The organism is Clostridium aciditolerans (assembly GCF_016316925.1).
Classification (GTDB): Bacteria; Bacillota; Clostridia; order Clostridiales; family Clostridiaceae; genus Clostridium_AM; species Clostridium_AM aciditolerans.
Window position 1 is genome coordinate 1 of sequence record NZ_JAEEGB010000035.1, and the last position, 18386, is coordinate 18386.

19 protein-coding genes are annotated in these 18386 nt (G+C 30.8%); 10 read left to right on the plus strand and 9 right to left on the minus strand.

Annotated elements, in window-relative coordinates; all coding sequences use genetic code 11:
• The first annotated feature begins 64 nt into the window (after positions 1-64).
• The 5 genes from I6U51_RS18950 (at position 65) to I6U51_RS18970 (ending at position 5532) form a co-directional block, all read left to right on the plus strand.
• Positions 65-1309, plus strand: coding sequence for an SGNH/GDSL hydrolase family protein (locus tag I6U51_RS18950; protein ID WP_211144134.1), 1245 nt, complete (start codon positions 65-67; stop codon positions 1307-1309).
• 160 nt (positions 1310-1469) lie between these two features.
• Complete coding sequence (locus tag I6U51_RS18955; protein WP_211144135.1) at positions 1470-2171, plus strand: LysE family translocator; 702 nt, start codon at positions 1470-1472, stop codon at positions 2169-2171.
• 152 nt (positions 2172-2323) lie between these two features.
• Positions 2324-3259: a DNA-binding transcriptional repressor DeoR gene (gene deoR, locus I6U51_RS18960; protein ID WP_211144136.1), complete on the plus strand. Its 936-nt coding sequence runs from the start codon at positions 2324-2326 to the stop codon at positions 3257-3259.
• A 227-nt stretch (positions 3260-3486) separates the two neighbouring features.
• Positions 3487-4134 (plus strand): deoxyribose-phosphate aldolase, encoded by a 648-nt coding sequence (gene deoC, locus I6U51_RS18965; RefSeq protein WP_211144137.1) that lies wholly within the window; start codon positions 3487-3489, stop codon positions 4132-4134.
• Between the two features lie 216 nt (positions 4135-4350).
• Entirely contained in the window at positions 4351-5532 is a 1182-nt protein-coding gene (locus tag I6U51_RS18970; RefSeq protein ID WP_211144138.1) for a NupC/NupG family nucleoside CNT transporter, read from the plus strand.
• 44 nt (positions 5533-5576) lie between these two features.
• Here I6U51_RS18970 and I6U51_RS18975 read toward each other — a convergent pair whose 3' ends face one another.
• The 8 genes from I6U51_RS18975 to I6U51_RS19010 all read right to left on the minus strand — a co-directional run bounded on the left by I6U51_RS18975 (position 5577) and on the right by I6U51_RS19010 (position 12110).
• Positions 5577-6167, minus strand: coding sequence for a 4Fe-4S single cluster domain-containing protein (locus I6U51_RS18975; protein WP_211144139.1), 591 nt, complete (start codon positions 6165-6167; stop codon positions 5577-5579).
• Positions 6168-6198: 31 nt separating this feature from the next.
• Positions 6199-7074 (minus strand): helix-hairpin-helix domain-containing protein, encoded by an 876-nt coding sequence (locus I6U51_RS18980; protein ID WP_211144140.1) that lies wholly within the window; start codon positions 7072-7074, stop codon positions 6199-6201.
• Positions 7075-7090: 16 nt separating this feature from the next.
• Positions 7091-7810, minus strand: coding sequence for a hypothetical protein (locus I6U51_RS18985; protein ID WP_211144141.1), 720 nt, complete (start codon positions 7808-7810; stop codon positions 7091-7093).
• Between the two features lie 39 nt (positions 7811-7849).
• The gene (locus tag I6U51_RS18990; protein ID WP_246517509.1) at positions 7850-9535 is read right to left on the minus strand and encodes an AAA family ATPase; all 1686 of its coding nucleotides are present in this window, start codon (positions 9533-9535) and stop codon (positions 7850-7852) included.
• 136 nt (positions 9536-9671) lie between these two features.
• Positions 9672-10535, minus strand: a complete 864-nt coding sequence (locus I6U51_RS18995; protein ID WP_211144142.1) for a ComEA family DNA-binding protein — start codon at positions 10533-10535, stop codon at positions 9672-9674.
• 50 nt (positions 10536-10585) lie between these two features.
• Positions 10586-11347, minus strand: coding sequence for a ComEA family DNA-binding protein (locus I6U51_RS19000; protein WP_211144143.1), 762 nt, complete (start codon positions 11345-11347; stop codon positions 10586-10588).
• A gap of 24 nt (positions 11348-11371) precedes the next feature.
• The gene (locus tag I6U51_RS19005) at positions 11372-11902 is read right to left on the minus strand and encodes a hypothetical protein (RefSeq protein ID WP_211144144.1); all 531 of its coding nucleotides are present in this window, start codon (positions 11900-11902) and stop codon (positions 11372-11374) included.
• Positions 11895-12110: a DUF2997 domain-containing protein gene (locus tag I6U51_RS19010; RefSeq protein ID WP_211144145.1), complete on the minus strand. Its 216-nt coding sequence runs from the start codon at positions 12108-12110 to the stop codon at positions 11895-11897. Before I6U51_RS19010 ends, I6U51_RS19005 begins: the two co-directional genes overlap by 8 nt.
• A 463-nt stretch (positions 12111-12573) precedes the next feature.
• Here I6U51_RS19010 and I6U51_RS19015 point away from each other — a divergent pair, with 463 nt between their 5' ends.
• The 3 genes from I6U51_RS19015 (at position 12574) to I6U51_RS19025 (ending at position 15253) form a co-directional block, all read left to right on the plus strand.
• Positions 12574-13314, plus strand: coding sequence for a 4Fe-4S binding protein (locus tag I6U51_RS19015; RefSeq protein WP_211144146.1), 741 nt, complete (start codon positions 12574-12576; stop codon positions 13312-13314).
• A 472-nt stretch (positions 13315-13786) separates the two neighbouring features.
• Positions 13787-14560, plus strand: coding sequence for an EFR1 family ferrodoxin (locus I6U51_RS19020; RefSeq protein WP_211144147.1), 774 nt, complete (start codon positions 13787-13789; stop codon positions 14558-14560).
• A 96-nt stretch (positions 14561-14656) separates the two neighbouring features.
• The gene (locus I6U51_RS19025) at positions 14657-15253 is read left to right on the plus strand and encodes a sugar O-acetyltransferase (RefSeq protein ID WP_211144148.1); all 597 of its coding nucleotides are present in this window, start codon (positions 14657-14659) and stop codon (positions 15251-15253) included.
• A 113-nt stretch (positions 15254-15366) separates the two neighbouring features.
• Here the strand turns inward: I6U51_RS19025 and I6U51_RS19030 are convergent, their stop codons facing one another.
• Positions 15367-16221 carry a DegV family protein gene (locus I6U51_RS19030; RefSeq protein ID WP_211144149.1) on the minus strand — a complete coding sequence of 285 codons (855 nt, stop codon included), beginning with the start codon at positions 16219-16221 and terminating at the stop codon, positions 15367-15369.
• A 135-nt stretch (positions 16222-16356) separates the two neighbouring features.
• On the opposite strand from I6U51_RS19030, the gene I6U51_RS19035 reads away from it, so the two are divergent.
• Together I6U51_RS19035 and splB are read left to right on the plus strand one after the other, a co-directional pair.
• Positions 16357-16935 (plus strand): TetR/AcrR family transcriptional regulator, encoded by a 579-nt coding sequence (locus I6U51_RS19035; protein WP_211144150.1) that lies wholly within the window; start codon positions 16357-16359, stop codon positions 16933-16935.
• 393 nt (positions 16936-17328) lie between these two features.
• Complete coding sequence (gene splB / locus I6U51_RS19040) at positions 17329-18351, plus strand: spore photoproduct lyase (protein ID WP_211144151.1); 1023 nt, start codon at positions 17329-17331, stop codon at positions 18349-18351.
• Positions 18352-18386: the final 35 nt, after the last annotated feature.

Here is an 18386-nt window from a genome sequence, read left to right on the forward strand (position 1 = left end):
CATTTATTTACACCACAACTAAATTAGAAGAGCCTTATTAAATTACAGATTATTGAGGAATAAAATGAGAAAGAAGTTTAAGTTATCCTTTTTACTATCATTAATTATCGCTCTGCTTTTAAGTATCTTCACTGGTTGTAGTAAAACAAGTGAACCTCCCACCCATTGGATTGGTGCATGGAATGGAAGTGCAACAGATTTTACTTTTTTTCAATTAGATTATAAAAATCAAACTTTGCGTACAGTAGTAACTTCAACCTTTGGAGGTTCAAAAGAAAGAATAAAAATTTCAAACGAGTTTGGAGCAGAGCCAATTAAAATTGGTGCAGTTAGTTTTGGTATAGTTAACTCCGATGGCACTATTTCTAAAGGTTCGCAAAAAACACTTACCTTCAATGGTGAATCGGATGTAACTATTGAAAAAGGGGCTTTTGTATGGAGTGATCTTTTTGAAGTTAATATAAAAGCATTAGATAAGGTAGCTGTAAGTATTTATATTCCTAATGAGGTGAAAAATATAACTGGTGCTTGTGAAGGTGCAGAATCTTATTATTCACAAGAAGGTAATTTTACGAATTCGGTTGATACGCAAAAAGATTTTAAACCTATTGGGATAAATGGAGTTCCAAAGGTATCTCCCTTTTTTACATCAATAGAAGTAATGACACCTAAAAAGAATGGATCAATTATTGCTTTTGGAGACTCAATAACTACCCTTTCCTGGCCAGACTACCTTGCAAAGGAATTGAATGATGCAAATATAAAAAATTTATCTGTAATTGGAGAGGCAATCGGCGGTAACAGAATCTTAAATGATAGTGAAAGTAAACTTCATGGTTTGTTTGGTCCCTCAGGGATTTCAAGATTTGAAAAAGCTATTACAGATCATGAAGGAGCAAAGTATGTAGTTGTTTTAGAAGGAGTCAATGATATAATGCATACAGGTCCAGGAGGACCAGCTCCCGCTTCCGAAATTGTAACTAAAGATCAAATAATTACTGGACTTAAAAAATATATTGAGTTGGCACATGAACATAACTTGAAGATATATGGAGCAACAATTATGCCTTTTAAAGGATACGAAGTATATGCTGATGAGCTTGATATTAAACGTAAAGAGGTTAATGAATGGATCAGAACTAGTGGAAAATTTGATGGAGTAATTGATTTTGATAAGGCAACTCTTGATCCTAACAATCCTTCAAGGTTATTACCAAGATATGATAGTGGCGATCATCTTCATCCAAGTGATGCTGGTGGTGAGGCTATGGCAAAAGCCATTGATTTAAAATTCTTCTCTGGAAATTGAAATTATTGATTTTGAATACTTTTTGAACTACTGGTTTTTAATCACGAAAAAACACTGCTTAGAGTATAAAGAATGTTGAAAGGGAAAATATTATTAGAATCAATGATTAAAAATATTGAATTTTTTAAGTATGTAGTTAGCCTAATAAGGAGTGAAACTAATGCCCCATATCTTTTTAAAAGGAATAATTATTGGATTAATAACTGGTATGCCTTTAGGGCCTATTGGTGCAATATGTTTAAGAACCACATTGACTAATGGAGCTTTATTTGGGTTTGTGGCAGGATTAGGCTCCTGTATAGCAGATTCTATTTATGCAAGTATAGCTGCCCTTGGTTTAACCTTCATTGCCAGGTTTCTTGCCAGACATCAGCATTATATTCGTTTATTTGGTGGCATACTACTATTAATATTTGGTATTCATGTTATCTTATCAAAACAAGAAAATAAGCAGGAGATTTCAAATAGTAAAACTCTTGCAAAGGCTTTTTTAACAACCTTTATGTTTGCGCTGGCAAATCCAGCAACGATTTTTTCATTCCTATTTGTATTTGCCAGTTATGGCTCCAAAAATATTGGCCATGGCGTAATTGCAAGAGCTATTTTGATAATCGGTGTATTCTGTGGAAGTTTCTGTTGGTGGGTTATCCTTGTTTTGGTTGCTGACAGATTTCATAATCATTTAAATCCTAAAAAAATTTCTGTTATAAATAAGGTTATAGGCTCTATAATAGTTTTTTCCGGTATAGTTTTTATAATTAGTATAGGAAACTATAAAAAATACATCAGACCTTCTTATTTGCACTCAAAGCTTTTTGAAATAATATTACACTTAAAGCCTCGTCATATCCATAAACTCTAAAAGGAACTTAATAATAGATAGAAATATATTTAATGATAAAAGTTATTCTGCTTCTATCATTGGATAAGTAATTAATTATAGCTTTTGCTTTGTTTAAAAAAGCACTATATAATATGTATAGGAGAATAGTAAGGGGACAGGAAGTGAAAGCTATGGATAATGAAAAACAACAATTAAGTGTGGAAGTGGCAAGGCTATATTATCAATCAGATTATAGCCAGCAGGAGATTGCAACACAACTTGGCATATCAAGACCAACTATATCAAGGCTTCTTCAATATGCCAAAGAAAAGGGATATGTCAGAATTGATATTATTGATCCATTTGCAGATTTAGATAAGTTAGCTAGCCAATTAAAGGAAAAATATAAATTAAAAAATGTTCGTGTTGTCTTTTCACCAAAAGACGATAATATTTCTATAAGAGAATATATAAGTAAAGAAGCTGCAGAATATTTGCAGGATAGCATTAAAAATGGAGACATACTTGGAGTAAGCTGGGGAACAACAATGTATGAAGTTGCTAAAAGGCTTATACCACAAAATATTAAAGAAGTAGAAGTAGTTCAGCTAAATGGAGGTATCAGCCATTCAGAGGTAAATACATATGCCTCAGAGACAATTGCCCTTTTTGCTGAAGCTTTTCAGACAATGCCGAGATATTTACCGCTGCCAGTAATTTTTGATAGTGCTACTGTAAGACAAATGGTAGAAGAGGACCGTCATATCAAAAATATCATGGAAATGGGGCTTCATGCTAATGTAGCAATTTTTACAGTTGGTGCAATTCAGGATGAGACATTACTTTTCAACTTAAGCTATTTAAGTGAAAAAGAGAAAAAAGTTTTAAAGCAAAAAAGCGTGGGAGATATCTGTGCCCGATTTTTTAATGAAAAAGGTGAAATTTGTGATGAACAAATTGATAACCGTACTATAGGAATATCTTTAGATGCTCTTAAACAAAAAGAAAAATCTATTCTAGTAGCAGGTGGTAAATATAAAGTAGAGGCAATCAAAGGGGTCTTAAATGGAAAATGTGCCAATATTTTAATTACTGATCAATATACTGCAAAAAAGCTTTTAGAATAATATTTAGACAAAATTTCATTTATAAATTCGTAAGTGTATAACTAATTGTGGGAAAGAGCAGCTGTATTAAAGGCATATTTTTTGTAATCGTTTTTGATAAAAGGATTACAAAAAATATGCTTTTAATTTGTAAAAATATATCTGAACAAAATTTCTCAATATACTTTACAAATGTTCAAAAAGGTCTTATTATTAGTACTGTAATAAAGGTGAAGGGGAGATTTATAATGAATATTGCTAAAATGATTGATCATACTGCATTAAAACCGGATACAAAAAGAGAGCAAATTCTACAATTAATAGAGGAATCAAAAAAATATCAATTTGCATCAGTTTGTGTGAACCCATATTGGGTTAAAACAGCAAGTGATGGACTAAAGGACAGTGGAGTAGATGTATGTACTGTTATAGGATTTCCGATTGGAGCTAATACAACTGAAACAAAAGTATTTGAAACAAAGGATGCTATTAAAAATGGAGCAACAGAAGTGGACATGGTTATTAACGTTGGCGAGCTAAAAGACAAAAATGATGCCTACGTAGAACAAGACATTAAAGCTGTTGTTGAAGCAGCAAAAGGAAAAGCATTAGTAAAAGTAATTATTGAAACTTGTCTTTTAACAGAAGAAGAAAAAGTAAGAGCTTGTGAATTGTCTAAAAAAGCAGGTGCGGACTTTGTAAAAACATCAACAGGATTTTCTAAAGGTGGAGCTACAGTAGAAGATATCGAATTAATGCGTAAAACAGTAGGCGAAGATATGGGAGTTAAAGCTTCTGGTGGCATTCACAACAAAGAGCAAGCTATGAATATGATACAAGCAGGCGCAAGCCGTATAGGTGCAAGTGCAAGTATTGCAATTATTTCTGAAAAATAAAAATGGCAATTATAAACAGGATAAACAGCAAGCGCTTATTTAGAAGTAGTATTTAAAAGTAATATCTAATTTTGTATGCTATTAGGTTGCTAAATTATACAAAATTGGATGTTAAGATTAATTTAAAGGACGTTAAAGATAAATAAAAAAATATGTAGCATAGTTGTTATATAACGTCGTAATAATAAACTTATAATTTACATGGAGGACGTCATAATGAAGTACATTATAGGAATCGTAGGATTAGTTGTTGTCTTAGGGCTTGCGTGGATTGCCAGTAGCGATAAGAGAAATGTGAAACACAAACCTATCATCACAATGATTATTTTAGAATTCATACTTGGTTTTATATTACTAAATACAGAAATAGGCAATTTTCTAGTAGGTGGAATAGCAAATGGCTTTCAAATACTACTTAAATGTGCAGCAGAAGGAGTAAATTTTGTATTTGGTGGATTAGTCAATGAAAATCAGTTTACATTTTTTATTAGTGTTCTTTTACCAATAGTTTTTATTTCTGCTTTAATTGGTATATTACAATATTGGAAAGTACTTCCTGTGATAGTGAAATACATAGGATTAGTTTTAAGTAAAGTCAATGGCATGGGTAAATTAGAGTCTTATAATGCAGTGGCATCAGCTATTCTTGGACAATCAGAAGTATTTATTTCAGTAAAGAAACAACTTGGCTTATTGCCAAAACATCGTCTATATACTCTTTGTGCATCAGCTATGTCAACAGTATCTATGTCTATTGTTGGTTCCTACATGGTTCTTTTAGAGCCTAAATATGTTGTAACAGCACTTGTTTTAAATTTATTTGGCGGATTTATTATATCCTCAATTATAAACCCATACAGCGTAACGGAAGAAGAGGATATTTTAGTAGTTCATGAAGAAAAGAAGCAAACATTCTTTGAAGTTCTTGGAGAATACATTATGGATGGATTCAAAGTAGCTGTTATAGTTGGGGCTATGTTAATTGGATTCGTAGCAATAATTGCTATGGTTAATGGAATCTTCCAGGGTATCTTTGGTATTTCATTTCAAAACTTACTTGGATATGTATTTTCTCCATTTGCATTTTTAATGGGGGTACCTTTCAATGAAGCAATACAAGCTGCAAGTGTAATGGCAACTAAATTAGTATCTAACGAATTTGTTGCAATGAACTTACTAGCAAGTGGTAGTGTACATCTATCAGTAAGAACAACAGCTATTGTTTCTGTATTTTTAGTTTCTTTTGCAAACTTCTCTTCTATTGGAATTATTTCAGGAGCAGTAAAAGGACTTAATGAAGAACAAGGAAATGTGGTTGCTCGTTTTGGTTTAAAATTGCTATATGGTGCAACACTAGTAAGTGTATTAACAGCAACTATTGTTGGATTAATTGTATAATGTAAAGCACTGTCATCACAGTTGTAATGACAGTGCTTTATTATTTACACTTTAAACAATTCTTTTACAGATTCAAAGTCACCCATACCATTTATTAATATTTTCCCTTTAGAATCCATTCTTACTTCAATCTGATTTTTTATTTTATATAGGTTGTCTTTTATGTGTTTATATCTATCTGTTAAAAAATGATATCTTTGATTAGAAGAGCCTACCCAAGGTCTGCTTAAGTCTTTTTTTTCTTTAATATATGGTCCGTCTATTAAAATATCTGTTACTTCTAGCAAATTCTTAATATCATCATTTGAAGACTCTTGTAATTCCTCTAATAAATAGCCTGTAAAGGTAACAATAGATAAATTTTCTTTCTTTAATATTGCTCCAAGTTTACTTAAGGCGTTAGCTTGTTCAAAGGGTTCTCCGCCAACAAAGGTAACACCCTCTATTTCAGGACCATTCAATATTTTTTGTGCCAATTCTTCTACAGTTATTTCATAACCTTTATTCTTGTCCCATGTAGATGGTGCTGCACAACCAGGGCAGTGCCTAGAGCAGCCCTGTACCCAAATGCAGGCTCTTTTTCCTGGCCCCTCTACATTAGTTGCAGATAAAAATCTGTGAATTTTAAGCTTCATTTAAATATGTATCCTTTCAGGGTTACTCACTTTAATAATCAACAATTCTTCCTTTAAGAGGGTTATTTATATTGTCATTAATAATTTCTTCACTCTTTTTAACTACTTCACGTTTAGCAGAATTTTTCTTAAGGCTGCTAGTTTTGAAAGATAAATATTCCTTTAAATCTTCTGCTTCATGAGGCTTCAAGTTAAGTATGTCTATAATATCATCCAAGCATGTAAATATTACATTATTTTTTCTTTCAGATAATATTTTTTCTGCTCTTTCTAAAGTAAAGTAGGGAAGATCTATTAATTGATCTAAAGATGCATTATTGATATTAGTTAATTTATTTTTAGGTTGATTATCCTTTAGTATGCCTATGCTAGATTTACTGTTCGTAGATTTTGGCGAATTCTTATCCGATTCATTCTTTCTCTGTTTTGTATTATTTGACTCTAAAATTTCTTTTTCAGAAGTTTTTTGTGAGATATTTTTTTCGCTTTTTAGAATAATTTCTTTTGGAGCAGAATCCCTGTATATATGATCCTTAATATCTAAAAGAAATTCAGCTAACATTTTACTACGATAGTCACCATAAATATCAATATTATAAAAGTTATTTAGTATTAAATAATGATCTTTTGTGTTAAAACAAACAGAATCAAGATCATCCCACAAAATTACATTGCTACAATTTGAAGCATGTCTCCAATATAAACCATCACTACAAATTGCTAAACCATCTTTACAGCTTCCAAATATAGTGTTATCGTAAAGCGCAATGATTGCCGAAGTTTTAGGTATTTTAAAGCTTTCTCTGGCATTTCTTAATTTTTTAAGTGGTATATTTTCGTAAAAATATAAATCGTCGCATTCATGTCGTTTACATATTTCTTTTATAGTTTCAAATGAAATTATCATAGCTTTAACCTTTCTGTTAGATATTGATGGTTATAACAATAGAGTTATCTTCCATAATCTCTTCGCTTTCGATTTTATATCCTTTTTCTTCAACCTTAGTCTTTAGATTTTCATAGGTTTTGTTTTGAACATTACGTCTATAATCCTCATCTAAATTATTTAAGTTCATGATTATATCTTTTAAGTCTTTTTCATTTTCTATCTCTATTATATAAGATGAGTTTTCATTAAGTTTAAATTTAAAAGTATGATTATCAATCCTACAATTTATAGTTCCATTGCTTTGTGTTGAATAATTAACTCCATAATCATCTAAAGTTTTCATTAGTATACTTTTATCTTTAAAGTTTGTTGGATATGATTTAGGTATAACTGTATCTGTATTCTCATTTAAACTAGTAACAAATATTTTTCTTCCTGAGGTTTTTTCTATTTTCTGTATAAGCATAGTTATGCTTTCTTTTAGATCATATTTTGAAAATACTGCTGTCCACTGTCCGTCTATAAACTCCCAAAAGAAAAACTCTTTTTCACCATTAATATGAGTTTTTATACTATCTGCCCACTTGACAGCATCAAAACCAGCTTTTCTTACAGTGCTAACAAGTTCCTTCTCATCTTTAAAATTTGTTTTTATTTTAACCTGTGAGGCTTCAACCATTTCATCAAATCTTTTTTTTCCCATAACACCACGCACAACTAATGCTAATGGCAACAATGCTAATGATATTGACATTTAAAATTCCTCCAATACACTATTATTTTAATAAAGTTTTTAAAAATCTATTGCTCTTCCGCCTCTACTGGATTTAATGTCTTCAGGATTGTTAGAACTTCCTTCAGATCTATTCTCTTCTCTATTTTCTTCTATAGCTTCTCTTGCTTCATAATTGGTACGATCTTCTCTAGGGGTCGCTGCTACTGCACGTACGTTAGCCCATTCACGTATAGCCCTAATTTGTTCTGCCTGAGTTACAACAAGAGGCACTGTATTCTTTATGGTTTTTTCAAAGTCTTCAAAAGTAATACTTCTATCTTCAGAATAAGCTTCAAATAAAGCAGAAATTACTGCTTGTTCTATTTCTGATCCAACAAAGCCTTCAGTTATTTGGGAGAGCCTATTTAAAACTTCATCAGTTAGAGTAAAATCTCCCTTTACAAAGTCATCTTTTACTCTCTTATTTATATGTACCTTAAATATATCTTTTCTTTCATTAAAAGTAGGTAAATCTACAAAAAATATTTCATCGAAACGTCCTTTACGCAATAATTCAGCAGGGAGCTGGCTTATATTGTTTGCAGTTGCCACTACAAATACTGGCTCTGTTTTTTCCTGCATCCAGGTTAAAAAGGTTCCAAATATTCTTGTAGTTGTTCCACTATCTCCAGATCCTTGACCACTGAGTCCTTTTTCAATTTCATCTATCCAAAGTATTGATGGGGAAACTGCTTCTGCAGTTTTTATAGCTTTTCTCATATTTTCTTCACTACTTCCAACAATGCCGCTAAAGATTCTACCCATATCAAGACGTAAAAGTGGAAGCTGCCACATAGCACTTATAGATTTTGCAATTAAACTTTTACCACAACCAGGAACACCAGTTATCAAAACTCCTTTAGGGGCAGGTAATCCATATTTTTTCGCAGAATCAAGCCAGGACTTATTACGTTTCATAAGCCATCTCTTTAGATTTTGTAATCCTCCAACATCATCGATATTTAGATCACTTTTTATAAATTCCAAAATACCAGTTTTTTTAATAACTTGGCACTTTTCATCTAAAATTAATTCTATGTCGTTAGCATCTAAGCATCCATCTTGAGCCATTGCACGAGCAAAGGAGTTTTCAGCTTCCTGAAAGGTCAAACCTAATGCAGCTTTTGCTAATCTTTCTTTCTCATCCTCATTAAGATTTATATTAATTCTTCCAGTAGCTCCGTTTACATTAATCATTTCGTTCAGTAAGGATTTTATCTCCTCAGCAGTAGGGAGATTGAAGTCCAATATACTTATATCTTTTTGTAAATCTATAGGTAGCACTAAACTTGGAGAAACAAATATTACATTTTTAGGTTTGGGGCTTTGTTTTATAGTAGAAGCTATATCTCTTATCTTTCGTACTATTTCGTTATCTTGGCATTTTCCATTAGCTCCAAAAAATGCGTGAAAATCCTTCAATATGAATACTGCTGCCTCTGAATATTTTTCTATAAATTCTAAGGCTTTAATAGGTGATTTTGTTTCCTGTGAGCCTTTTTCTGCTTGTCCAATTATTCCAGAGGTCAAACTCCAGGTGAATATTTGTCTAGGAGTTCTTATAGTATCTTTATCACTAGCTACATCTTTTATTACTGATAAAACTCTGTCTTCTTCCCATGTAGGGATATATATATATGGAAATCTAGCCTTTAATAAACTACATAAGTCTTTCTTGAATTTATGTGTAGTGTTTTTCTCCATTTGTATCTCTCCTTGTATGTTAAATTATTGAATTATATATTTTCGTGATTATATGAATTAACTTTCTAACTTACTTTCTCTAAGTTATCTATAAATAAGGTATAGATAACGTAAAAGCTATTTATACCTATAATTATTAAAAGTCGACTATTCTTCCAATTTTACTAGAAAGCTCATCAGTCTTGTACTCAGATTCAAATTTATTTACTATAACTAAAGGCTTAATTCTTTCCAATATATGAGGTTTCAAAGATAATATTTTTGAAAATTCATCTACTGAATTAAAATATCCTTTAGTTTCCCTATGATTTATTGCTTTTTTAGCAAGTATTAAACCTATGCCTGGTAGGGAAGCTAGTTCACTTTCAGAAGCTGTATTAATATCTATAATATTTATTGCTTCTTTTCTACCTTTAGTTAATATATTATCTCTTTTCTCCTTAAAGTTATTAACTTGATTTATCTTAATTTCTTTTGTGTTTCGTGGGTTATCCTTAGTCTTTGGAATTTCCTTATCTTTAGTTAATAAGCTTTCTGATTGTTCTATAGCGTTAGTAAATTCGTTTATCATAGATTCTTTTGTATTTTCTTGTGAATCTTTAACCGCTGAAACTTTTTTATCTGAATTTATAGATTTATTTTTTTCTAGAATTGCTTTTACTTCATCTTTGGTTAATATTTTTCCTTCTCGAATTGCTTCTAGTCTAATTAAGTATTCCTTTCTTATCCAAAATGCTTGGATTATAGCCATAATTTGAAGTAAGTTGCAATATCTTTCAAAAGCTTCAAAATCCCCTGGATGACCACCTGAAAAATAAAGCAAACAAATAGATAGAATCAGAGGAGTCGCATAAAATACACCCCAATAAATCCATCGCTTAACGTTTGTTGTTAAGCCAACATACAAAATAGCCATCCAATTCATCATAGGAATAAATGCAGCTATTATATAACAAGATTCACTTATTTCCCATTTAGAACCTTTAGATGTAACCGCCATATTAATCATCAACCTTTACAATAGTATTTATAATAATTGAAATAGAATAGTTAGAAATCTATTATTCGTCCACTTTTATTAGAAGTATTGTCATCTCTATGTTCATGCTTTAATACTGTAATTGTTATTAAAGGCTTAATTCTTTCCAATACATGAGGCTTTAAGGATAATGTTTCTGCTAACTCATCTACTGAATTGAAATATCCTTTAGTTTCTCTATGATTTATTGCCTTTTTAGCAAGTATTGAGCCTATACCAGGTAAGGAAGCTAATTCACTTTCAGAAGCTGTATTAATATCTATGGATTTATTTTTATAATCTTCTTTATTAGGTTTTTCTGATTCTATAGGTGATTCTTTAACTTCAGTCTTTGCAGTTTTTTCAACGCTGAAGCTAGGTTCCACAACGTCATTTACACTAACAGATTGTGGATATCCAATGTCTTCTAAATTCATTTTTGAAAGTTTTATTGTGGTTATAATTTTTTTTACCTCAGAATCAGATAAAACTTTACCTTTTTCAATAGCTTCCAATCTAATAAGATATTCTGTTCTTATCATAAAGGCATGAATTATGCCAATTATTCCCAAAATTATAGTTAAACCAGCTACAAAATCATTAGCTCCTCCTGTTACCATAACTAATATAAAAGGTATTGAATAGATTAGTCCGCTAAATATCCATTTTTTGCATTTTGCCTTACGTCCAATATGAAAAAAACCTATCCAGTTAAAAAAAGCTAAAGTAAAAGTAAAAAGAATCCATAAAGAATTTAATATTTCCCATTTTTTTCCTCGCGATGTAATACTCATTTTCATACCAACTTTCATAAAATATTAGAAATCTATTATTCTTCCTTTATCTTTTGTTTCATCATCTTTGATATTATTTTCTTTATTTTCCGGGATATCTCCATTTGAAATTATACTTTCAGATTCTTGCGTTAAAGTTGTATTTTTATTCTCTACATAAAAGGATTTCTTTTCAGTAGGAGTATTCTCAGAATCTATTCTAGTTTTATTTATAAGTTCATCTATATCAGCCTCGGCCAAGTAGCTATATTTTATCAGCCTATCATATCTAACAAGAACTTCTTCTCTGATTTTGAAGATATGAACTATACTTATTATTCCTGAGATTATTACTCCGTAGAAAGTAAAATCTGTAAATTTACCTATTATTATAGTTAAAATTAAGGGTGATGCATAAAGCAGAGCGTAGTACCTCCATTTTTTACATTTTACTAACCAACTACAATATAAAAAAGCAATCCAGTTTGCAAACCCTAAAAAGAAAGTAAAAACTACAAAAATAGAATTTGTAATCTCCCAAACTTTGCCTCTATCTGTAACCGCCAATTTATTCACCAGCCTTTAATTCTTGATGTTCAACCTCATCTAACATTACTTTTTCTGTTTCATAATATTCTTTTGTATAATCAGAATCTACTGTCTCAGCTTGTAAAATATCTTCTAATATTTTAATGTAATTAGTGCATTTTTTACCTTTTATTCCTTGAACTTCTGCTTGTACAGTTCCATCTTCAAAAATCTGAACCTTAATTCGTTTTGTCAATTTTACTCCCCCTCGGTAAGTGTAATTTTTGTACAATTGTACCATTATATGAATTTAGTAGTATACAGATTAATTATATATTTTTAGAAGGGTTTTTTCAACATTTGCCAATATGTTAATATAATTCCAAGTGTAATTTGTACAGAACTATAAAATAAAATTTTAAAACTATTTTTAAACTTACTACGAATATATAAATAGATGGAGAAAACTATATAAGAATGTGAGAAAAATATGGACAAGAAACTTATAAATCAGATAAGAAAATGAAATAGATTAGCTTATTTCTAAATGCTATAAAGAAATATACACAAATGAAACTGTCAATGTTAAGAGATATGGATTTTTATCTATGGTTGTGATATCATGAACCCGTTAATTCGTATAATCAATAATTTCTATAGAAAACTCAGAAGAAAACATTATAACAAAGCAAATTGCGCTTTCAGAAAATGTTGTAGGAATGAAGATTTTTGATGCTCCTATTTTTGCCTTTGGTGATGCAAATGATGAGTATTTTAAGTTATTAAGAGAACCATCTGTAGTAGGTAACCATTTTTGGCTTCCACAAGAGTGGTTACCGCAGTCCAAAACAGTTATATCATTCTTTTTGCCATATACAGAAGCAGTAAAAGGCGGCAATAGAAGAGATATGTCATGGCCATCTGAAGAGTGGCTACATGGACGTATCGAAGGTGAAGCTTTGTTAAATAAGCTATGTGAATATTTGAAGTCTAAATTGATAGATAACGGATATAAAAGCATTGTACCATCTTTGGATGAAAGGTTCTGGTATAAATCAGGATATAATAAGGCTACACCTCATCCTTATGTATCATTTACAAGTAATTGGTCCGAAAGACATGTAGCCTTTGTTTGTGGACTTGGAACATTCGGCCTCTCTAAAGGGCTTATAACTAAAAAAGGTATAGCGGGTAGCTTTGGCAGCATTATAACTGAATTATATTTGCCTCCAGATAAAAGAGAATATGAAAGCACTTATGAATACTGTTCTATGTGTGGTGCATGTATAAGAAATTGCCCTGCAAATGCTATATCCATGGATAAAGGGAAGAATCACGTTTTATGTTCTAAATTCTTAGATAAAACAGAAGAAAAACACAAACCACGATATGGTTGTGGAAAATGCCAAGTAGGGGTGCCCTGCCAAAGTTGTATCCCTAAGAACTACAACATTAAATAAGAATGTCTTTTACCAAATACACAGATTTATATAATTTGCATTTAACGGGCAGAATTGTCTAGTGGTCGTAGGCAAACTTCACTTGAAGCCAAGAATTCTGTTTATATCCTAAAAGAATAGGAGTGACTGATTGAGGAACACTTTGGCAAAGGATTAGGATATTTTTAAAAATAAGTATTAGCAATAGCGCTGATGCTTATTTTTTTATTTATCCGATGACTTACCCGCTCTAATACTCCCAGAGTAAAGAGCGGCTATATCCATGGATAACGACTTTTAAGCTTCAGATAGAGGTTAAATGCTTAAATAGTATTTAATCGGAAGAATTACCCAGTAATCGCAGACAAACTCCATCTGAAGCTAAAAATTCTGTTTATAGCTTGAAAGGTTGTACCTAAAAAGTGTAAAATTTAGAAGAAGTTAATTTGCATAAAAAATGTAATATCTTATTAGTAATAAGGAGTTGATGGTGATGAGTACAACTATTTACTATTTCACTGGTACAGGAAATTCCCTTAAAATAGCTAAGGATTTAAAAAATGAGTTAGAAAATGCTAATATTATACAGATATGCAAGCATAATATGAATATAAATAGTGATATGCAATCAGAAAGGATAGGCTTTGTTTTCCCAGTTTATCTTAGAGGTCTGCCTCACATGGTAAAAAAGTTTGTAGAAAATCTTACTGTTAATACTAATGCGTACTTTTTTGCAGTTGCAAGTTATGGAAGCTATGCAGCTTTATCTTTTGAACAGTTACATGTTTTACTTCAAGATAAAGGGGTTGTATTATCTGGAGCATTTGGAATACCTATGCCTGGAACTATGTGGTCCATGTATTACCCACACCCAAAGGAAGATTATATTAATAGAATTGAAGCTCAAAAAGAAAAAACTATAAATATTGCAAAAGAAATTAATAATAAAACTATAGTTAAACTTCAAAATATACCTATGAGAGCTTCTGAAGAAAAAATGTACAAAGCTTTTCAACCTGATGGTGAAGATAAAGACTTTTGGATAGATGAAAAATGCGATGGATGCGGAATTTGTTCTAAAATATGCGCTGCTAATAATATAAAGATAATTGATAAAAAGCCTGTTTGGCAGCATAAATGTGAGCAGTGCTTAGCTTGTCTTCATTGGTGTCCTAAAGAATCTATTCAATATAAAAAGGATTCTTTAAATAAAGAGCGATATCATAATCCATATATTAAAGTACAGGAGTTATTTCAAAAGATCTAAATATATGAAAGTATATAAATTTCAACGACTTTTTTATAGTATTATGCTTCTTTATAGAGTATTTCAATAGATTATTACATATGGAGGTAATAGGTCATGACAGAGAAAGAAAAAATGCTAAGTGGGAAGCCGTATAAATCCTTTGGAAAAGAATTATTTGATGAACGCCAATATGCAAAAGAACTGTTATTTGAGTATAATAATTTACATCCAAGTAAAATTGATAAGAGAAATGAAATTATAAAAAGATTATTTGGCAAGGCTGATGATAATTTCTTTATAGAACCACCATTCAGATGTGATTATGGATATAACATTTCTATTGGGAAAAATTTTTATTCTAATTACAATTGCACTATTTTAGATTGTGCTAAGGTTACTATTGGCGATAATGTTATGTTTGCGCCAAATGTCAGTCTTTTTACAGCAGGCCATCCAGTTCATTTTGAGCTCCGTAATGAAGGAATTGAATATGCATTCCCAATTACTATAGGTGACAATGTTTGGATAGGCGGTGGCGTTATCATAAATCCAGGTATCACTATTGGTGATAATGTAGTAATTGGTTCTGGCAGTGTGGTAACAAAGGATATTCCCTCTAATTCTATAGCGGTAGGTAATCCATGCAGAGTAATAAGAGAAATTACCGATATGGATAAGCAATACTACTTTAAAAATCTTAAAATTGAATAATTTAATATCTTAATTCATATTTAGAGTTTTATTAATTAAAAGCAGCTTCGTGGAGTTTTACAACCATAAAGCTGCTTCAATTTAAGCAAAATAATAATTTGATTTCTGTTATGTTAGGAAGATCTTTTATTTATCCAAGACAAACCGAAGCTTCTAGGTCCTGTATGGACGCTTATTACAGGAGATAGTTCTTCAATGGTAATTTCAAGTTCAGGATATACGCTTAGCAGCCTTTCTTTTAAATCCAATGTATAATCATATCCATTTGCATGTGCTAGAATAATTTTTGAATTTCTAGAAAGTTTTGCATTTGCAATTTGTTCAACTAAATTATCATATACTTTTCTCATTGTTCTTACTTTCTGATTTACTAATATTTCACCTTCTTCAAAAGATAAAATTGGCTTTATGCTAAACATTTTACCAAAGGAGGCCGCAGACAATGATATTCTTCCAGTACGATGCAAATGACCTAAATCATCTACTACCAATAATATTCTTGAATTTGCTCTTATGTATTCAAGATTTTTAATGATATCTTCAATGCTAGCTCCATTTTTTATCAATTCCAAGGTTTCAATTGCCATTTGTTTTTGAATAGTAGATGTAAATAAGGAATCAAAAACAGTTATTTTATCTTCTGAAATCTGAGCTCTAGCTAACATCCCTGTTTGAAATGTACCGCTCAGCTTGGAACTAATAGTAATATATATAATGTGATCATACTTTTCCACTAATTCTTCTAAAAGTTTAAAAACTTCTCCCGCAGAAGGTTGGGAAGTAGTTGGTAGATCTAAAGCAACCTCCATTTTTTCACAAAATTCACTTGGAGCTATATCTAAACCGTCTCTAAAATCTTTACCATCAACTATTACATGTAATGGTATTGAGTATAAGTTACTATTATTTTCAATTAGTTCTTTATCAATTACAGCAGTGCTATCAACCACTACAGCTATTTTATGCATATAATCCACCTCAAAAAAATGTTATAAATGTTACAAGTTATACACTTGTAACACTTGTATACTTATAATATAATACTATAAAGTGTGAAGTCAATTAAATATAATAAGTTATACAAATAAGGAGAAAAGTTACACATGAATCAAATCAAAGAAAAGGTTAATCCTATAACTTTAAGATCTAAAAGTTTGATTGTAAAATCACTAATTGAATTAATGGATAAAAAACCTTATAGTGAAATAACTTTAAAGGAAATTGCTGAAAATGCAGATTTAACCAGACAAACAGTGTATAGAAACTTTGCTAAAAAAGAAGCCATATTAGAGTACTATGTAGATGGATTTTATAATGATTTTATAAATGCAATTTCAGCTAAAAGTGATATAACCTTATATGACCTTCTTATTACATATTTTGAATATTGGTATAAAAATAGAGAATTCCTAAAAAAACTTGTGGACAACAATGTATATCAAATATTGCTTGATTTACATTTAAAATATTTAAATTCTATGGCAACAGATGAAAACTTTAAAGATTTAACTTTTGTATCAAATAATAGCTATTTTAATCATTTTTCAGCAGGAGGATTATGGTTTGCCCTTAAGGGGTGGGTTGAGGATGACACAGAAAAAACTCCAAAGGAAATGACAGATATTATTTTAAACTTCTATCAAGTGAAGGGCCTAAATGTGAAAGATATGAAGAGAGAGTAGATTTAAACATATAGAGATACTAGGCAGAAAGCTAACTTATACGCCGGGGTATGTTTCCAAGCTTCAGTACGTTAAAAGCTTTTAGCCAGTCTAAAGTTTGTATTTTAGACGACCTAAGGACCTTCGAGAAACTCGCTACGCTCAGACAACTCGAAGGTGCTAAGGTTGTCTTAAAACCCTTCACTAAGACTGGCAAAAAGTTTTTAAATCTATCTTCAGCTTTGGAAACATATCCCTCTGTATAAGCTAGCTTTCTAGTTAATATCTCTATAGAGAAATAAAAATACATCCTTATTTTTATGTACATAATATTATTTAAAATCGTAGAAATTAAAGAATAGATAATATTATTGTAAAGAGAGGAGCAGAGTTTAAAAGCTCTGAAGTATAGATATGTTTATTCCAAAGAGAGTAATATTTGAAAAAGGTTCTTTAGATTATGAAATAGGTAAAAATATATATAATAAATTTAAGAATAACTCTGATGTGGAAATAATAAAGCTAACCTCTAATAAAGTTAAAGAAAATATTCCTGGTGAAGGGTTGTTTGACTTTTATAGAGAAGGTAAAAGGACGTTAGTAGTTGGAGTGAAGAAGGGATTTAAGTTTCAATCCTGTAAGCCTTCAGCTCATTATCAATTACCAATAGTGTCTGGTTGCATAGGACAATGCCAGTATTGCTACTTAAATACTAATTTAGGTGATAGACCCTATATAAAAATTAATGCCAATTTAGATGATATTCTAGAACAAGCACAAAAATACATAGGTGAAAGATTACCTGAAGAAACGATATTCGAGGGTTCTGCAACATCAGATCCAGTGCCGATAGAACCCTATACTAATGCTTTAAAGAGAACTATTGAATACTTCGGTAAAAGTGAAAAAGGAAGATTTAGATTTGTTACTAAGTATAGTGATATAGACACACTACTTGATGCAAAACATAATGGCCGCACAGAGATAAGATTTACACTGAATACAGATAAGGTAATTAAGGAATATGAAAATAGAACTGCATCAGCTGCTAAAAGGATAGAGGCCTGTGTAAAGGTAGCAAAAGCAGGGTATCCTATTGGATTTATAATAGCGCCGGTATTCTTATATGATAACTGGAAAGAGGATTATAGAGAGCTATTATTAGAGTTACAAAAGCAGTTGCCAAATAATCTAGGATATCCTTTGATGTTTGAGGTTATATCTCATAGGTATACTACGAGAGCTAAGAATATAATATTAGAGGTATTCCCCGATACAACACTGCCTATGAATGATGAAGACAGAAAATATAAGTATGGACAGTTTGGATATGGTAAATTTGTTTACACAAAAGAGCAGCTGCAGGAAATGAAAGAGTTTTTTAAAAATGAGATAGAATCAATATTTGAGAATAATATTATAAAATATATAATATGAAGTAACCTCGTTATCCAGAGACATAAAAAATCATA

Bases quoted from the DNA above. Each gene is read 5' to 3' on its own strand.
- I6U51_RS18950 (WP_211144134.1), top strand. From the start codon at position 65: ATGAGAAAGAAGTTTAAGTTATCCTTTTTACTATCATTAATTATCGCT.
- I6U51_RS18955 (WP_211144135.1), top strand. From the start codon at position 1,470: ATGCCCCATATCTTTTTAAAAGGAATAATTATTGGATTAATAACTGGT.
- deoR (WP_211144136.1), top strand. From the start codon at position 2,324: ATGGATAATGAAAAACAACAATTAAGTGTGGAAGTGGCAAGGCTATAT.
- deoC (WP_211144137.1), top strand. From the start codon at position 3,487: ATGAATATTGCTAAAATGATTGATCATACTGCATTAAAACCGGATACA.
- I6U51_RS18970 (WP_211144138.1), top strand. From the start codon at position 4,351: ATGAAGTACATTATAGGAATCGTAGGATTAGTTGTTGTCTTAGGGCTT.
- I6U51_RS18975 (WP_211144139.1), bottom strand. From the start codon at position 6,167: ATGAAGCTTAAAATTCACAGATTTTTATCTGCAACTAATGTAGAGGGG.
- I6U51_RS18980 (WP_211144140.1), bottom strand. From the start codon at position 7,074: ATGATAATTTCATTTGAAACTATAAAAGAAATATGTAAACGACATGAA.
- I6U51_RS18985 (WP_211144141.1), bottom strand. From the start codon at position 7,810: ATGTCAATATCATTAGCATTGTTGCCATTAGCATTAGTTGTGCGTGGT.
- I6U51_RS18990 (WP_246517509.1), bottom strand. From the start codon at position 9,535: ATGGAGAAAAACACTACACATAAATTCAAGAAAGACTTATGTAGTTTA.
- I6U51_RS18995 (WP_211144142.1), bottom strand. From the start codon at position 10,535: ATGGCGGTTACATCTAAAGGTTCTAAATGGGAAATAAGTGAATCTTGT.
- I6U51_RS19000 (WP_211144143.1), bottom strand. From the start codon at position 11,347: ATGAGTATTACATCGCGAGGAAAAAAATGGGAAATATTAAATTCTTTA.
- I6U51_RS19015 (WP_211144146.1), top strand. From the start codon at position 12,574: ATGAAGATTTTTGATGCTCCTATTTTTGCCTTTGGTGATGCAAATGAT.
- I6U51_RS19020 (WP_211144147.1), top strand. From the start codon at position 13,787: ATGAGTACAACTATTTACTATTTCACTGGTACAGGAAATTCCCTTAAA.
- I6U51_RS19025 (WP_211144148.1), top strand. From the start codon at position 14,657: ATGACAGAGAAAGAAAAAATGCTAAGTGGGAAGCCGTATAAATCCTTT.
- I6U51_RS19030 (WP_211144149.1), bottom strand. From the start codon at position 16,221: ATGCATAAAATAGCTGTAGTGGTTGATAGCACTGCTGTAATTGATAAA.
- I6U51_RS19035 (WP_211144150.1), top strand. From the start codon at position 16,357: ATGAATCAAATCAAAGAAAAGGTTAATCCTATAACTTTAAGATCTAAA.
- splB (WP_211144151.1), top strand. From the start codon at position 17,329: ATGTTTATTCCAAAGAGAGTAATATTTGAAAAAGGTTCTTTAGATTAT.